Origin of the sequence: Streptomyces sp. cg40 (genome assembly GCF_050320165.1) — a bacterium.
Classification (GTDB): Bacteria; Actinomycetota; Actinomycetes; order Streptomycetales; family Streptomycetaceae; genus Streptomyces; species Streptomyces hokutonensis.
Genome location: NZ_CP190128.1, coordinates 6,933,928 through 6,948,436, shown reverse-complemented (window position 1 = coordinate 6,948,436; position 14,509 = coordinate 6,933,928). Strand labels below are relative to the sequence as shown.

General features: G+C 71.6%; 16 protein-coding genes and 1 tRNA gene. 8 read left to right on the top strand and 9 right to left on the bottom strand.

Annotated elements, in window-relative coordinates; genetic code table 11:
* Positions 1 to 253 precede the first annotated feature (253 nt).
* Both ACQHII_RS31245 and ACQHII_RS31240 read left to right on the top strand, forming a co-directional pair.
* A tRNA-Arg gene (locus tag ACQHII_RS31245) sits at positions 254 to 329 on the top strand.
* Positions 330 to 378: 49 nt separating this feature from the next.
* Complete coding sequence (locus ACQHII_RS31240) at positions 379 to 783, top strand: DUF6924 domain-containing protein (protein WP_427922404.1); 405 nt, start codon at positions 379 to 381, stop codon at positions 781 to 783.
* A 109-nt stretch (positions 784 to 892) separates the two neighbouring features.
* Here ACQHII_RS31240 and ACQHII_RS31235 read toward each other — a convergent pair whose 3' ends face one another.
* Entirely contained in the window at positions 893 to 1,750 is an 858-nt protein-coding gene (locus tag ACQHII_RS31235; protein WP_427922403.1) for an inositol monophosphatase family protein, read from the bottom strand.
* Between the two features lie 326 nt (positions 1,751 to 2,076).
* Between ACQHII_RS31235 and ACQHII_RS31230 the strand changes: the two genes are divergently transcribed.
* Both ACQHII_RS31230 and ACQHII_RS31225 read left to right on the top strand, forming a co-directional pair.
* Positions 2,077 to 3,609: an APC family permease gene (locus tag ACQHII_RS31230; RefSeq protein WP_427922402.1), complete on the top strand. Its 1,533-nt coding sequence runs from the start codon at positions 2,077 to 2,079 to the stop codon at positions 3,607 to 3,609.
* A gap of 23 nt (positions 3,610 to 3,632) precedes the next feature.
* The gene (locus ACQHII_RS31225; protein WP_427922401.1) at positions 3,633 to 4,592 is read left to right on the top strand and encodes a D-2-hydroxyacid dehydrogenase family protein; all 960 of its coding nucleotides are present in this window, start codon (positions 3,633 to 3,635) and stop codon (positions 4,590 to 4,592) included.
* A 151-nt stretch (positions 4,593 to 4,743) separates the two neighbouring features.
* Here the strand turns inward: ACQHII_RS31225 and ACQHII_RS31220 are convergent, their stop codons facing one another.
* Positions 4,744 to 5,283, bottom strand: coding sequence for a DUF2087 domain-containing protein (locus tag ACQHII_RS31220; protein ID WP_427922400.1), 540 nt, complete (start codon positions 5,281 to 5,283; stop codon positions 4,744 to 4,746).
* A 197-nt stretch (positions 5,284 to 5,480) separates the two neighbouring features.
* Between ACQHII_RS31220 and ACQHII_RS31215 the strand changes: the two genes are divergently transcribed.
* Entirely contained in the window at positions 5,481 to 5,783 is a 303-nt protein-coding gene (locus ACQHII_RS31215) for a chaplin (protein WP_427922399.1), read from the top strand.
* Between the two features lie 98 nt (positions 5,784 to 5,881).
* Here ACQHII_RS31215 and ACQHII_RS31210 read toward each other — a convergent pair whose 3' ends face one another.
* From ACQHII_RS31210 to chpG, 7 genes are all read right to left on the bottom strand, one after another.
* Entirely contained in the window at positions 5,882 to 6,748 is an 867-nt protein-coding gene (locus tag ACQHII_RS31210; RefSeq protein WP_427922398.1) for a tyrosinase family protein, read from the bottom strand.
* On the bottom strand, positions 6,732 to 7,175 hold the full coding sequence (locus ACQHII_RS31205; RefSeq protein WP_427922397.1) for a tyrosinase family oxidase copper chaperone: 444 nt from the start codon (positions 7,173 to 7,175) through the stop codon (positions 6,732 to 6,734). Before ACQHII_RS31205 ends, ACQHII_RS31210 begins: the two co-directional genes overlap by 17 nt.
* A gap of 204 nt (positions 7,176 to 7,379) precedes the next feature.
* Positions 7,380 to 7,898, bottom strand: a complete 519-nt coding sequence (locus tag ACQHII_RS31200) for a hypothetical protein (protein ID WP_427922396.1) — start codon at positions 7,896 to 7,898, stop codon at positions 7,380 to 7,382.
* A gap of 188 nt (positions 7,899 to 8,086) precedes the next feature.
* On the bottom strand, positions 8,087 to 8,584 hold the full coding sequence (locus ACQHII_RS31195; protein WP_019065676.1) for a DUF5949 family protein: 498 nt from the start codon (positions 8,582 to 8,584) through the stop codon (positions 8,087 to 8,089).
* A gap of 126 nt (positions 8,585 to 8,710) precedes the next feature.
* Positions 8,711 to 9,001 (bottom strand): hypothetical protein, encoded by a 291-nt coding sequence (locus ACQHII_RS31190; RefSeq protein ID WP_019065677.1) that lies wholly within the window; start codon positions 8,999 to 9,001, stop codon positions 8,711 to 8,713.
* 216 nt (positions 9,002 to 9,217) lie between these two features.
* Positions 9,218 to 10,012 carry a hypothetical protein gene (locus ACQHII_RS31185; RefSeq protein ID WP_427922395.1) on the bottom strand — a complete coding sequence of 265 codons (795 nt, stop codon included), beginning with the start codon at positions 10,010 to 10,012 and terminating at the stop codon, positions 9,218 to 9,220.
* 272 nt (positions 10,013 to 10,284) lie between these two features.
* On the bottom strand, positions 10,285 to 10,524 hold the full coding sequence (gene chpG / locus ACQHII_RS31180) for a chaplin ChpG (RefSeq protein ID WP_019065678.1): 240 nt from the start codon (positions 10,522 to 10,524) through the stop codon (positions 10,285 to 10,287).
* Between the two features lie 254 nt (positions 10,525 to 10,778).
* Here chpG and ACQHII_RS31175 point away from each other — a divergent pair, with 254 nt between their 5' ends.
* Genes ACQHII_RS31175 through ACQHII_RS31165 form a run of 3 tightly spaced genes read left to right on the top strand, consistent with a single transcriptional unit; the run spans position 10,779 to position 14,509 of the window.
* Positions 10,779 to 11,858 (top strand): DUF3344 domain-containing protein, encoded by a 1,080-nt coding sequence (locus tag ACQHII_RS31175; RefSeq protein ID WP_427922394.1) that lies wholly within the window; start codon positions 10,779 to 10,781, stop codon positions 11,856 to 11,858.
* 54 nt (positions 11,859 to 11,912) lie between these two features.
* Positions 11,913 to 13,091, top strand: coding sequence for a glycosyltransferase (locus ACQHII_RS31170; RefSeq protein ID WP_427922393.1), 1,179 nt, complete (start codon positions 11,913 to 11,915; stop codon positions 13,089 to 13,091).
* Complete coding sequence (locus tag ACQHII_RS31165; RefSeq protein ID WP_427922392.1) at positions 13,088 to 14,509, top strand: sugar transferase; 1,422 nt, start codon at positions 13,088 to 13,090, stop codon at positions 14,507 to 14,509. The genes ACQHII_RS31170 and ACQHII_RS31165 overlap by 4 nt, the downstream gene beginning before the upstream one ends.

The following is a 14,509-nucleotide window of genomic DNA, read 5'->3' as shown; positions in this document are numbered from 1 at the left end:
CGGACGGAAGGGATGACTGGGGCATGGGCACAGTCCAGGCATAACGAGTGCACAACACCCGTGGCGCGGGGCACCAAAAGCGATGCACGATTCGTACCTGCCTGCGATTATCAGGACCGCTTCACCGAACCTCCACATCGAGCCACGGAGGGGAAGCAACAGGGACAAGGACCCGGGAGCCCTATCCTTGTCCCCGGCAACGTCACGGACCGGCCCACACCCGGGCACACCACGACCGAGGCCACCACACCCGGCCCCCGTAGCTCAGTGGATAGAGCAGGCGCCTTCTAAGCGCTTGGCCGCAGGTTCGAGTCCTGCCGGGGGCGCCATTGAGTCTCTGACCTGCGTGTACCGGTCGTTTGGATCACCGAAGGCCGAATGAACCAGTTCCCCTGCGCCCTGGAAGCCCTCGTCGTGCGCACCGACTTCTCGTCGGACGCCGCCTGGAACGCCGTTCGCGAGGCGCTGTCCTCCCCCAACGAGGACGGCTTTCTGCCCGACGTCGCGTTCGTCGACGACCGGCAGTACGAGGGCCTGACGCCCGACCGGATCCTCGACCTCGTCCCTGTGGAGTATCAGCATCCGCTTGTGGTCCTCGCGGATTCCGCGGCCCTCGCCTCGACCGAACGGCCGCTCCTCGTGGTGGACCTGACGGCCGAGCGGTGTGTTCGCGTCGTGGCAGCCGAGTTGTGGAGCATCGAGAACAACCTCTCGGGCGCGAACATGGACTTCCACGAGTTCGCCGACGCGGCCGACGGCGACGGCGTGTTCCGGGGGTTCTGAGGCACCGGCCCGCCCTTGCGGACCGACTCGGTCTTCCGTCCCGCCCGACCAGGACCTGTCCCCCGGCCGCCGTGCAGGGCGGCACAACGTGCCCGGGGGAACGGGCAGTTCAGTCGGCGGTCGCCGCGATGTCCAGGAGTTGCCGGTGGAGTCCGGGGCGGGCGAACAGCGCGGCTCCGGTGTCCGTCCGGTACTGGCCGGTGAGGTCGCTGAAGGTACCGCCGGCCTCCTGGACGACGGGAATCAGCGGGGCGATGTCCCAGGGGCCGGCGCCCAGGAGGAGGAAGGCGTCCAGCTGACCGGTCGCGACCAGGAGGGCGCCGTGGCAGGTGCCGGATCCGGCGGACGGTTTGCGAGGCGCCGGCGCGGTGGGATCCGCCGCGGTCCAGTCGAGCGGCGGTACGACCCGCGAGACGCCCCGGGCAAGTCTCGCGGCCACGCTGCGCTCCTGCCGGTTCAGCCTGGACGGAGGCGGCCAGATGCCGATGGCCGCGTCCTGGGCACTACCGCCTTCCGTGAGCGCCAACCGGCGCGCCGGTACGGCCGAGTCGGAGGGGCAGGGTCCCGTCCAGGAGCCCGAGTCCGGCCCGGCCCACCACCGACGGCCCAGGACGGGGGCGGAGACCATGCCCAGGATGACGCGACCGTCCTCCTCGACGGCGATCAGCGTGCTCCACTCCGGCTCACCGGCGACGAAGCTCGCGGTGCCGTCGATGGCGTCGATGATCCAGCGCCGTCTGCCGTGCCCCTGGGCGCCGAACTCCTCACCGAGAAACGCGTCGTCGGGGCGCTCCTGGCGGATCAAGGAGCGAAGGACGAGTTCGATCTCCCGGTCGGCGTCGGTGACCGGACTCCCGTCGCTCTTGGTCCGGGATTCGACGGCCGCGGCCGAGAAGTGGCGACGAGCGATGAGGTCCGCCCGGTCGGCGAGGCGGTGCGCCAGAGCCAGGTCCGCCGGGTCCGTCACGAGGCCGCCCTTCCTGACTTGGTCCGCCGGCGCGGCGCCGAGGGAGCGCGCGCGGGCCGTGAGGTTATCAAGGCGCGGCTGTTGCGATCACCCGCGAGAGCGGCAGCATGCCGATCCGCAGTAGGCGTGACGTGCGGTGCCTGGAACCCCACCGGCAGGGGACGTTCCCCCGCCCCCGCCCCGATCACCCCCACGTTTCCCCCCGATTTCCGTTACGCCCCAATGGACACGTAATGGTCAAGACTTGCCCCCGAACGCTTGTGGGGTTCCCCATCCGCACCGATCATTGGCCGAATCCCGCCCCTCGTCCCCGCAGGAGCCCCCCGGTGGCCGCTGGTCAGACAGCTTTTGAGCCGGCCGACATGCCGGCCGCAGCGCAGACGGAGCGGCAGAAGCTGCGCAAGCACTTCGGCCGTTTCGACATCCTCTTCTTCCTTCTCTGCACGATCGTCGGCGTGGACACGATCGGCACGGTCGCCTCCTCCGGCGCCGAGGCGTTCACCTGGCTCATCGTGCTGGCCGTGATCTTCTTCATCCCCTCGGCGCTACTGATCGCCGAGCTCGGTGCCGCGTTCCCCGAGGAGGGCGGCCCCTACATCTGGACCAGCCGCGCCTTCGGCCGCCTCGCGGGCGCCGTCAACAACTTCCTGTACTGGATCACCAACCCGGTCTGGCTCGGCGGCACCCTCGCCGTCGCCGCCGTCACCGCGTTCACGACCTTCTTCAACGACGGCAAGGACCTGAGCACCCCGGCCTTCTACGCCTTCGCCCTCGTCTTCATCTGGGTGGGCGTGCTCGCCGCGATCCTCTCCTTCGACGTCGGCAAGTGGATCCCGACCATCGGCGCCTGGAGCCGCTTCGTCCTCCTCGGCTTCTTCACGATCACGGTCGTCATCTACGGCATCAAGCACGGCCTGCACGGCTTCGGCCCCGGCGACTTCTCCCCGACGTACGCGGGCTTCGTGGGCCTGGTGCCCGTCCTGATGTTCAACTACGTCGGCTTCGAACTGCCCAACACCGCGGGCGACGAGATGACCGACGCGCAGAAGGACGTGCCGTTCGCGATCTTCCGCAGCGCCGCCCTGTCCGTGCTCCTCTACGCGCTGCCCATCCTCGGCATCCTGCTGGTCCTCCCGGTCAAGGCCATCACCGGCCTCGGCGGCTTCCTGGACGCGATCCGCCAGGTCTTCACCGTCTACGGCGGCAACGTGGCCGCCGACGGCACCATCACCAGCAGCGGCGCGGGCACCGTGCTCGGGGACATCGCCGCGATCCTGTTCATCCTCACCGTGCTGTCCTCCGGCGTCACCTGGGTCATGGGCTCCGACCGCGCCCTCGCCGTCTCCGGCTACGACGGCGCCGCGCCCCGCTTCCTCGGCGTGATCTCCAGCCGGTTCGGCACACCGGTCCGGGTCAACATCCTCAGCGGCCTGGTCTCCACCCTCGTCCTGGTCCTGGCCCACCAGCTCACCAACGGCAGCGCGGCCAAGCTCTTCGGCGCCGTCCTCGGTCTCGCCATCTCCACCACGCTCATCAGCTACCTGGGCATCTTCCCGGCCCTCGCGGTACTCCGCTACAAGGCCCCGAACGTCCCCCGCCCCTACAGGGCACCCTTCCCCATCCTGATCAGTGTGGTGCTCACCGTGCTCATCCTGTTCGCCAGCGTTCAGCTGATCGCCCCGGGAGCCGGTGACGCCTGGTTCGGCGCCGACTACCTCCCGGACGGCTGGACCCACGCCGAGCGCGTGAAGTACCTCCTCACGGAGGCCGTACCGCTCGTCGGGTTCATCCTCCTGGGCGTCCTGTTCTGGGCTCTGGGCAAGCCGACCCGCACGGCCAACTCACTGGCCAAGGAGTAAGGAACAAGGAGTAGCGTTCCTCCGTGACCTTGCGCTGTGTTGTCCTCGACGACTATCAGAACGTGGCGACCGAACTCGCCGACTGGACGGTCGTCGAGGACGCGGTGGACGTCGTCAGCCTGCGTGAACACCTCGACGGCGAGGACGAGTTGGCAGCCGCCCTCGCCACCGCCGACATCGTGGTCACCCTGCGCGAACGCGTCCCGTTCCCCGCCTCGCTGTTCGCCCGCCTCCCCCGGCTGAAGCTGCTGATCGCCTCCGGCATGCGCAACACGGTCATCGACTACGCGGCCGCCGAGGCGCACGGTGTCACCGTGTGCGGTACGGCCAGCTCCTCGGCCCCGCCGGTCGAACTGACCTGGGCGCTGCTGCTGGGCCTCGCCCGGGGCATCGTCGAGGAGAGCAACTCCCTTCGCGCGGGCGGCCCTTGGCAGCAGACGGTCGGCGCCGACCTGCACGGCCGTACCCTCGGACTGCTCGGACTCGGGAAGATCGGCAGCCGGGTGGCCACGATCGGACTCGCCTTCGGCATGCGCGTCACCGCGTGGAGCCGGCACCTCACCAAGGAACGCGCGGACGAGTTCGACGTACAACTCGCCTCCTCCAAGGAGGAGTTGCTCGCGGAGAGCGACTTCGTCTCGGTCCATCTGGCCCTCGGCGACCGGACCCGCGGACTCCTCGGCCCCGCCGAACTCGCCCTCCTCAAACCGACCGCGTATCTCGTCAACACGTCCCGCGCGGCGATCGTCGACCAGGACGCCCTGCTCGCCGCGCTGCACGAGGGCCGCATCGCCGGCGCCGGAATCGACGTCTTCGACATCGAGCCCCTCCCCGCCGACCACCCGATGCGCACGGCACCGCGACTGCTCGCGACACCCCACCTCGGCTATGTGTCGCACGCCAACTACACGACGTACTACGGCCAGGCCGTCGAGAACATCCGGGCCTACCTGGCGGGTTCGCCCGTACGACAGCTGCCGTAGAACCGTTGGCCGGTACGGCAGTTGGCGTAAAGCCGGGCGCCCGTACGACGGCTGCCGTAGAACCGGACACCCATGCGTCAGCGGCTGTGGAGTCGAGCGCCCGCGCCGCAGCCGCCGCAAAGCCGGGCGCCTGCCCCGCAGTTGACGTGGATCACGCCCCGACGCGCCGGTAGATGCCGTCGCCCCGCCGCAGATGGTGGAGGTCCACCAGGTAGCGGCGGAGCGTCACATGGTCGACCTCGCCCTCGTCGCACCAGGCGCGCAGCTTCTCGTTGACGGTCCGCTCGGGGTATTCGACGCCGGGGGCGAAGGTCTGCTCGGCAATGTGCTGGAGCACGACCTGCTTGCGGGTCCACTGTGCGGGGAGGCGGATCAGCCGGCCGCCCCGGACGAAGGTCCGCAGGATCATGTCGGTGTGCTCGTCGCCGGTGACCGGAGCCTCCTCGGCGGGCTCCTCGGCCTCGCGCGCGAGGTTCCTGAACAGGTCGTAGTCGACGCGGAGTTCGCCGTCGTCCATGGTCTTCAGCACGCCCTGTTCGCGCAGCTTGAGCAGGGCGAGGGCCGTCCCCTTCGGGGTCAGGCCGGCCACCTCGGCGACCTGCTCGGAGTTCTCCGCGCCCAGGGCCACCGCCGCGAAGGCACGTACGCGGTTCTGCTCGGCGAACAGACGGAACAGTTGGTCGGTTGCCATGCCGGGAGGCTATGCGACCGCACCCGCCGGGAACACCGATTTTCCTGCCGTCGAACATCCACTCCCGGCGCTCGAAGTCCTGTTCAAAACGGGTGATCTCCGGGTCGGCGCCGTTACCAGGCCTGGGCCGCCGCGTTGAACCCGAAGTGCGACGGCGAGTCCTGCCGCCGCACTCACCGAAACCAAAGGAGAACGTGATGTCTCGCATCGCGAAGGCGGCCGTGGTCGCTCTCGGCACGGGCGCCGTGGCGCTCGGCGGCGCCGGTCTGGCCATGGCGGACGCGGGCGCGCAGGGTGCGGCCGTCGGTTCGCCCGGCGTCCTGTCGGGCAACGTCGTGCAGGTGCCGGTCCACATCCCGGTCAACGTGTGCGGCAACACCATCAACGTGATCGGCCTGCTGAACCCGGCGTTCGGCAACACCTGCGCCAACGTGAGCGACCACGGCAAGGGCGGCCACCCCGGCCCGGGCGGCTACGGCGACAACGGCTACGGCCACTGATTCGACCGCACACGCGGACGTACGCGAAGAGCCCCGGCACCCTCAGGCGCCGGGGCTCTCCCCGTGTCCGCGACCGGTCAGGCGTAGCGATGGACCGGTCAGGCGTAGCGATAGATACGGCTGACGTCCTCCAGCTGCTCCGGTGTCACGTCCCACGGCGGCAGCCGCTGCTGCCGTGCCACGATCCGCCCCTCCTGGTCGTCGCCCGGTCCCGGCGGTTTCGCCGGGAGGTAGCGGGCGCCGCGGTGCCGGTTCTGCCAGCGCGACCACTGGAGGTCGATGAAGGCGTGGTGCAACCAGAAGACCGGGTCGTTGACGGAGGCGCCGCCGAGCATCACGCCCCCGACCCACTTGTGGACCCGGTTGTGGTTGCGCCAGGACGCGCTGCCGGACCCGGTGCCCCACCCTTCGAGCCGGTTGCGGAACCCCGTGCGGCAGGTCGAGTCCCAGGGCGCGACGTCGTAGACCGGGTCGGCGAGCGCCCCGTCCAGGTCGCTCTTGGTCGGCAGCGCGATCGGGGCGCCTGCCCGGCCCAAGTCCCTTGTGAGGTACGGCTCGTCGGTGATGTTCTCCGTGATCTTCCACTTGCCCGCCGCGTAGGCGAACGGCCCGGTCGTCACCTGGTGGTCGGAGCGCCGCCCGGTGCCCCCGAGCAGGTCCTTCGTCCAGGGCAGGGCACTCGCGCCGCGGTCCCGCGTCCAGTCCCAATAGGGCACCGTCACCGAGGAGTCGACCCGGCGCAACGCCCGCTCCAGGTCCAGCAGGAACTGCCGGTGCCAGGGCAGGAACGAGGGCGCCATGTGCGCGGAGCGCAGCCCGTACTCCCCGTCGGGCACGAAGAACTCGATGTGCGTGCGCACGAACTCGTCGTACTCGCCCCGCCGTTTGATCTCCAGCATCGCCGCCACGAACCGCCGCTTCTCGGCGGCGGTGAGCGTGCTGACGTCCTTACGCGTGTACGCCATGGTCTCCCCCCATGTGCATCTGCCCCATCTGCCCGTCCGCCTCCCGCAGTTCACGGCCGGGACTCAGTTCGTCGACGGCCGCGCGGGTCGCCTCCAGGGCGGTGGGATACGAGCGGTAGTGGTCGACCATGCTCAGCCAGGTGCCGTCGGCCCGGCGCATGAGATGCAGTGGCCGGCCGTCGACCGTCACCTGCCAACTCCCCTTCAGCACACCGTGGATACGACGGCCCCGGTATGTCTCGTCGAAGGCGGTGTCCCCGGGATCCTCACCGGAGCGGGTGGGCCGGGAGGCCGCGACGACCGGCACCAGCGCCACCCCGAGCACGGCACCGAACGCCCCGCGCAGCGCCTCCCGCCGCGTCCTGCGCACCGACCCGGGTCTGACCGGCTCCCGCCCCACCGACACTCCACCGACACTCACGCTCATGGCCCAACTCCCTCGTCCGTTCCGACCGTTCGAGGGGCTAACCGTCCGAACCCCCGCACGGTCACCGTCCGAACGCGCCCATGACATGCCATGACATGCGGAAGGGCCCGGGTCGCACCACCCGGGCCCATGTCCGCTCCTGCGCTACGGCCGCTGCCGCTGCCGCTCCAGCAGTACGGCCGTATTCGCTCCCGCGCTACGGCGCTAGAGGCCCGCGCCCGTGACCAGGTCCGCGCCCGGCACGGTCTGCAGGACCGGGGCCAGGATGCCCGCCTGGGGGGCCTTCAGGTCCGGGAGGCCGAAGTTGTCGGGGTTGGGCGGGGTCAGCGGGGCGTCCAGGGCGAGGCCCGGGGCCAGCGTGCGCAGGTCGGAGGCGGGGGTGCTGACGGCGACGTGGTCGAAGCCGTCGCCGAGGACGTGCGGCAGCGGGGCGCGCAGGCCGATGCCGGGCAGGCCGCCGTGGACCGGGAGTTGGGGCAGCGCGTGCTCCGGGATGAGCCGGCCCTCGACGTACCGCGGGCCCTCGGGGGTGCCCGGCATGGGCACCGGGATCTCGCCGCCCAGCTTGGGGAGTTCCATGCCGAGGGCGCTCTCCGCGCCCCCCAGGGGCACGGGCACCGGGACCGTGCCGAGCGCGGCGGCGGGGGTCGCGGCGGCGGCGCCGGTCGCGGCCGCCACGGCCGTGACGACGGCGGCGATGGTTCCTCGGGTGGTCGACTTCATCTCGAGTACGGTCCCTTTCGGAATTCGGAGGCACTGTCTGCTGACCGGGTAACGATCCCGGGCAGGAGACCAGTTCAAGATTCCCCCGAGTGCCGCAGTAATCAGCTTTTCCCGAATTCCCATCGGCGGGCCGGAACCATCTTCCCGTCAGCGGGCCGGAACCGGTGTTCCCGCCCGCTGTCCGGTCGTCAGCCGCGCAGGCTGCGGGCGGGCAGGACGACGTGCGCGGCGGCGGTCAGGGTCTCCTCGGCGCCCGCGAACTCGGCCAGCGCCTCGGGGGTGACGGGCTTGCCCGGCTCGGCCTCGGGCCAGGGGCGGGTGGTGAACACCAGGTAGGCGAAGCCGCGTTCGCCGACCGCCGCGAGCCACTCGGGCGGCGGCACGCACTGGGCGTTGAGCTGCGGCATGTTGAGGACGGCCTGCCCCGACTCGACGAGCATGGTGATCGGCAGGCTGGGCCGGGTGGCTCCGTCGACGACGTCGCCGCCGACCGGGAGGCCGTTGTCGGTCAGCAGTCGTTCCACCGCGGCGCTGGCGGCCTCGGGGCCGTCCGCGGCGTCGCCCAGGGTGTAGGCGAGGAGGTACGGCATGTCCCCGTCGGGGGCCTCGCCGCTCCACGCCAGGACGACGAGGGTGCCGAGGTCGGCGACGCGGAAGGGGCGCGTTTCGCTTGAGGTTGAGGTCACCGCGCGACCTTATCGACGGGCCGGAAGGCCACCGGACGCGTTCTCACCCGTCCGGCCGATGGCACGGTCGACCCGCCACACGAACGAGGGACGCCTCGCGACGCCCCTCGAACACCACCGGCGGACTCAGCCCTGCAGCGGCAGACCGCCGAGCAGCGGGTTGTGCTGGTTCAGCGCGCCGGCCGCACCCTTGACGGTGCTGAGCGGGGACTGCTTGTTCTCGGTGTCGAGCGCGTCCGACTGGTGCTGGAGCGGCATCACGTCGACGGGCTGGATCCGGCCACTGGTGAGGGTGTTGACGGCGCCGGTGAGGCTGGTGGGCGTCACGTCGGCGGGGCTGTAGGCGAACGCGGGCGCGGCGGCACCGGCGAGGGCGACGGACCCGGCAACGACAGCGGCAGCCTTCAGGGACTTCATCGTGTTCCTTTCTTCGGCAACTGATGTCACCAGAGGGAATTCTGTCGCCGTGTGTAACGAGTTCCGGCCGGGCCGGAAACCCGTGCGCAGAAACTTTCTGCTCCCCCACCCGAATGCGGTGTGTGTCTCATCGGCGTTTCCCATCCTCATATGAAAAGGCCGTTGGGCCGGTCCCGGAAAGAACCGGCCCAACGGCCTTTTCTACGACTGCCCGCCTCACACTCCCGGAACGGCGGGCACCGCCGGCAGGGCCGGGGTCGCCGGCACCGCGGGGAGCGAGGACGTGGACGGCAGCGCGGGCAGCGCCGGCAGACCAGCGAGGCTCGGCGCGGGCAGCCCGCCGCCCAGCAGCGTGGCCGCGACCACGTTGACGAGGCCCGTCACCACACCGGTGACCGCCGGCACGACCGCGCCGACATCGCCGGAGGTGACGGCGGCGAGCAGGCCGGCGACCGCTTTCTGCAGGGAGGCGAGGGCGTCCCCGGCGAGGTCGGCGGGCGCTTTCCTGCCCTTGGAGTCGTCACCGCTCTTCGGCAGCGCGGGCAGGGCCGGCGTCGCGGGAAGCGCGGGAGTCGCGGGCAGGGCAGGGGTGGCGGGCAGCGCGGGCGTCGCCGGAACGGCCGGAACAGCCGGTACGGCGGGAGCCGCCGGCACGGCCGGGGCCGCGGGAACCGCCGGAGCGGCCGGAGCCGCCGCGGTGATCTTGGCGACGGCCTCGTTCACGGTGTCGACGAGCTTCTGCGCCTGGTCGGCGGAGAGTTGTCCGTTGTCGGCCTTGAGCACCTGGTTGAGCAGGTCGGTGACCGGGGTGAGCACGCTGCCGACATCGCCGAGGCCCTTGACCTGGGCGAGCAGCCCGTCGGCTCCAGGGACCGGCACGCCCGGCGCGGCGTGGACGTGCTTCCGCGCCGAGTCGTTGTCGGCGGCGACGGCGGCGGGGCCGGCGATCCCGATCAGGACGGTGGCACAGAGTACGGAGGACGCGATGCGCCGTGCGGGCAGACCACGCATGGGGTGTTCCTTTCGGTGGTGCTTTGAGATCTTGAGCCCACCGTGAAAGCGCTCACCACCATCTGCAACCGGTCGATCGCGCCGGGTGACCGCCCGTCAGCCGTACGGACGACGTCGTGCCTGGTGAGGGCCATGTCAAGACCGGACCGCCGGACCGGTGCCGCTACCGCCCATTCGGGGCAACGGCCTTCACCCGCCCCCCAACGCCAACCGGCCGTCTCCCCGTGGAAGGACCACGGGGAGACGGCCGGCCGAAGGGATGCGCGCGGACGTCAGTCGTTGACGCAGGTGTTGCCGAACGCGGGGTTCAGCAGACCGATGACGTTGACGGTGTTGCCGCAGACGTTGACCGGGATGTGAACCGGAACCTGGACGACGTTGCCCGACAGCACGCCCGGGGAGTGGGCGGCGGCGCCGTGCGCGTCGCTGTCGGCGGCGGCGATGCCGGCGGTGCCCGCCATGGCGGCGGCGGCAACGGAGGTCAGGACCAGGCCCTTCGCGATACGCGACATGGAGAGGTGCTCCTTGGGGTTGAAACAAACACCCGGGCGGGGATGCCCGGCGCTGTGTCAACGCGCGGCGCTCACCGGGGTTGTGCCGCCAATGGGGTGATGTGCCACAGGGCCGAACTTCACCATTCCGACACACTTGTCACGTTTCGACGGATTAATCCGGATAGCTACTAGAGTTGCGCACCTCCCGAAGTACCCCTATAGCCAGCAAATCGCACATAGGGGCCGTACTTCCCGAAAGGGCACCGCCGGTCATGCGCAATTCCCAGGGTCCGCTGCTGCGCCGGGCGTCGACGGCCGCCCTCGCCCTCGCCACGATCTGGGCCCCGGCCGCCTCCGGCGCCTTTGCCCCGCCCGCCGAGACGGAACGCATCGCCCCCGCCCAGCGCTACCAGGCCCTCCAGCACGGCGGTTTCGTCCGCGCGGCCAACACTTCCATCAGCTGCCGTACGGACTCGGCCGCCTGCCTCTCCGTGCGCGAGGGGGAGGCCGCGGTCAACGGCGACTTCGACATGTTCTACGTCGACGTCGACCGCGATCCCAACACCTACAACTCCTCCCGCGCGGAGGTCCGGCTGCCCGAGGGTGCCCGGGCCACGTACGCACGCCTGTACTGGGGCGGCAACCTCCGCGTGGGCGAGCAGAAGCCGGCCAAGGACAACGGGCGGGTGCTGATCGCGGAGCCCGGCGGCGACTACAAGGAAGTGCTCGCGGACACGGTCGTGGGACACCGGGTGGCGGACGGCGCGGACGCCTTCCAGGCCTCGGCGGACGTCACCGCACTGGTCCGGGAGAGTGGTTCGGGCCTCTACACGGTGGCCCAGGTCAACACGGCGATGGGCCGGTCGGCGGCCGGCGCGTGGGGCGGCTGGACACTCGTCGTGGCGTACGAGAAGCCGCAGGAGCCGCTGCGCCGGCTGGAGCTGTGGGACGGCTTCGACGCGCTGAACTCCCGGACCGGCGCGGAGATCCGGTTGCGCGGCCTGCGCACGCCCGCGCACGCCGGGGGACGCGCGGGCGTGGTGGCGTACAACGGGGATCGCGGCCGGACCGGGGATTCGCTCACGCTCTCGACCGGTCGTACGAACGCCATCCCGCTCGGTGACGGCGCCAATCCCCGTGACGACGTACTGAATTCCACGATCAGCGACCCGGGGGCGGCGCCTTCGGAGCGTGCGCCCGCGTATGCGAACACGCTCGGCTACGACTCCGATGTGTTCGATCTCGGGAAGGCGTTGCGCCCCGGCGGTGACCAGCTTGCCTTCCGGCTCGTTTCCCAGCGGGACGCGGCGTGGTTCGGGGCGCTCTTCGTCGCCGTCGACGCCCAGCAGTGAGGCGCGTTCCCGCCCGCAGTCCCGAGCGCCACCCGTGAGCGAGGAAACCGCGCAATGCACCACCAGTCAGCCACCGACCCCCGGCCACGGGTCCTGCACCTCGCCCAGCCCGTGGACGGCGGGGTCGCCCGGGTCGTCACGGATCTGACGCGGGCCCAGCTCGCGGCCGGCCTGCACGTCACGGTCGCCTGCCCCGAGGGCGGCTCCCTCGCGGACGGCATCGGGGCGCTCGGCGCCGACGTACGCCGGTGGGAGGCCACGCGGTCGCCGGGTCCGGCGCTCGTCTCGGAGGTACGGCGGCTCGCCCGGGTGGTCGAGGACGTGCGGCCCGATCTGGTGCACGCGCACAGCGCGAAGGCCGGTCTGGCCGGGCGGCTCGCCGTGCGGGGGCGGATCCCGACCGTGTTCCAGCCGCACGCCTGGTCGTTCGAAGCGGTCGGCGGGGTCACCGCCGCGCTCGCCGTCGGCTGGGAGCGGTGGGGCGCGCGGTGGGCCACCCGGACGGTGTGCGTGAGCGAGGCGGAGCGCACGACCGGGCTGCGGGCCGGGGTCCGGAGCCGCTGGAGCGTGATCCCCAACGGCATCGACGCCGAGCGCTTCCACCCGGCCGCCGTGGACACCGTACGGGCCGGGATCGAGCAGCTCGCCGGGGTCGATCCGACGGCGCCGCTGGTGGTGTGCGTGGGGCGGCTGTGCCGGCAGAAGGGCCAGGACGTCCTGCTGCGGGCGTGGGACGTGGTGCTCCGGCGGGTGCCGAGGGCGCGGCTCGTCCTCGTCGGCGACGGACCCGACCGGGACGCGCTGCGCCAACTCGCGCCGGAATCCGTGCTGTTCGCGGGTGCCGTCGCCGATGCGGTGCCCTGGTACCAGGCCGCCGACCTCGTCGTCCTGCCCTCGCGCTGGGAGGGCATGGCACTGGCGCCGCTGGAGGCGATGGCCTGCGGGCGCCCCGTCGTCGTCACCGACGTGGCCGGCGCCCGCGAGAGCCTGCCCCCCGGTCTCGCCCCGCGCTGCCTGGTCCCGGCCGGCAACCCGGCGGTGCTGTCCGGAGCCGTCGCCGAGCTGCTGCTCGACCCGCTGCTGCGCGAGTCCCTCGGCCACCAGGGACGCCGGTACGTCCAGTCCACGCACGACGTGCGGCACACCGCCGAGCAGGTCGCGGGGGTCTATCGCGACCTGCTCGGCGGCGAACCCGTCGTGCCCTCCGAGTGCAGGGAGTCCATCCACTCGTGACTGCGGAAAGCACCGTCCCCTCCCCCGGCGGACAGCCACGGGACCACGGATCCTCGAACGTCTCGGTCATCCCGCGGCGCACCGGCGGCGGTTTCCGGTTCCCGGTCCGCCGCCCGCCCGCGCGCCCGGCCTCACCGCTGCCGCTGCTCGGCGCGGACCTCGCCGCGGCCCTGCTGGGCGCCCTCGCGCTGACCGGCGGCCAGCGCCGGCCGCTGCTGGTGGCGCTGCTGATCGCCGGTTCGATACTGCTGCGCCCGCACCTCCCCCGGGCCGTACCGCGCGTCCTGGACGAACTGCCCGCCGTCTGCGGGCGGATCGCGGTCGCCTGGCTCGCGCTCGGCACCCTCACGGCGGCCTACGCCCCCGACCGCGCCCTGTCGGCACGCACCCTCCTGCTGGGCTTCGCCCTCCAGACGGCGACCGCCTGCGTGACCCGCGGCGCGGTCCACCACCGCCGCCGCAAGGCCCTCCTCAACCACCCCCGCACCGCCCTGGTCATCGGCCCGGCGACCACCGCACAGCGCGTCGCGGCGGCGGTGCTACGGCACCCGGGGTGCGGGATCGAGCCGATCGGCATCGTCGCCGACCACCCGGACGGCACCGAGGGTCTGCCCGTGCTGACCACCGGCGAGGAGGTCGAACGCGCCCTCATCCAGAACGGCGTCCGCGCCGTCCTCACCGTGCATCCCTCGGTACGGTCCGAACGCGGGCCGCTGCTGCGGGCGTTGGCGGAGTCGGGCTGCACGGTCTGGGAGGTCGACGCCGACTCCCCCTCGTACGAGATGCGCGACCAGCTCGCCGGATTCGCCTGCCGGCGGCTGGAGTTGGGCTCCCGCAGGCGCGGCAGCTTCGGGAAGCGCGCGCTGGACGTCCTGGTGTCGGGGATCCTGCTCCTCCTGGTCAGCCCCTTGTTGCTGGTATGCGCGACGGTCCTCCGGCTCACCGACGGACCCGGCGTCGTCTTCCGCCAGGAACGCATCGGCAAGGACGGCCGCCCCTTCACCCTCCTCAAGTTCCGCACCCACCGCCCGGTCGACGAGCATGAGGCGGCGACCCGCTGGAGTGTCGCGGGCGAACACCAGATGAGCCGCTTCTGCCGCTTCCTGCGCCAGACCTCGCTGGACGAACTGCTCCAGCTCTGGAACGTCTTCCGGGGCGACATGAGCCTGGTCGGCCCCCGCCCCGAACGCCCTTACTTCGTCGCGCAGTTCAGCCAGACCTACCCCGGCTACGCGGCCCGCCACCGGATGCAGACCGGCATCACCGGCCTCGCCCAGATCCACGGGCTGCGCGGCGACACCTCGATCGAGGACCGCTGCCGGTTCGACAACGCGTACATCGACAACTGGTCGCTGTGGCAGGACATCTGCATCCTCGCCCGCACCGCGACCGCGCTCGTACGTCCGACGGGGAGCTGA

Bases quoted from the DNA above. Each gene is read 5' to 3' on its own strand.
- ACQHII_RS31240 (WP_427922404.1), top strand. From the start codon at position 379: ATGAACCAGTTCCCCTGCGCCCTGGAAGCCCTCGTCGTGCGCACCGAC.
- ACQHII_RS31220 (WP_427922400.1), bottom strand. From the start codon at position 5,283: ATGGCAACCGACCAACTGTTCCGTCTGTTCGCCGAGCAGAACCGCGTA.
- ACQHII_RS31215 (WP_427922399.1), top strand. From the start codon at position 5,481: ATGTCTCGCATCGCGAAGGCGGCCGTGGTCGCTCTCGGCACGGGCGCC.
- ACQHII_RS31210 (WP_427922398.1), bottom strand. From the start codon at position 6,748: ATGGCGTACACGCGTAAGGACGTCAGCACGCTCACCGCCGCCGAGAAG.
- ACQHII_RS31205 (WP_427922397.1), bottom strand. From the start codon at position 7,175: ATGAGCGTGAGTGTCGGTGGAGTGTCGGTGGGGCGGGAGCCGGTCAGA.
- ACQHII_RS31200 (WP_427922396.1), bottom strand. From the start codon at position 7,898: ATGAAGTCGACCACCCGAGGAACCATCGCCGCCGTCGTCACGGCCGTG.
- ACQHII_RS31190 (WP_019065677.1), bottom strand. From the start codon at position 9,001: ATGAAGTCCCTGAAGGCTGCCGCTGTCGTTGCCGGGTCCGTCGCCCTC.
- ACQHII_RS31185 (WP_427922395.1), bottom strand. From the start codon at position 10,012: ATGCGTGGTCTGCCCGCACGGCGCATCGCGTCCTCCGTACTCTGTGCC.
- chpG (WP_019065678.1), bottom strand. From the start codon at position 10,524: ATGTCGCGTATCGCGAAGGGCCTGGTCCTGACCTCCGTTGCCGCCGCC.
- ACQHII_RS31175 (WP_427922394.1), top strand. From the start codon at position 10,779: ATGCGCAATTCCCAGGGTCCGCTGCTGCGCCGGGCGTCGACGGCCGCC.
- ACQHII_RS31170 (WP_427922393.1), top strand. From the start codon at position 11,913: ATGCACCACCAGTCAGCCACCGACCCCCGGCCACGGGTCCTGCACCTC.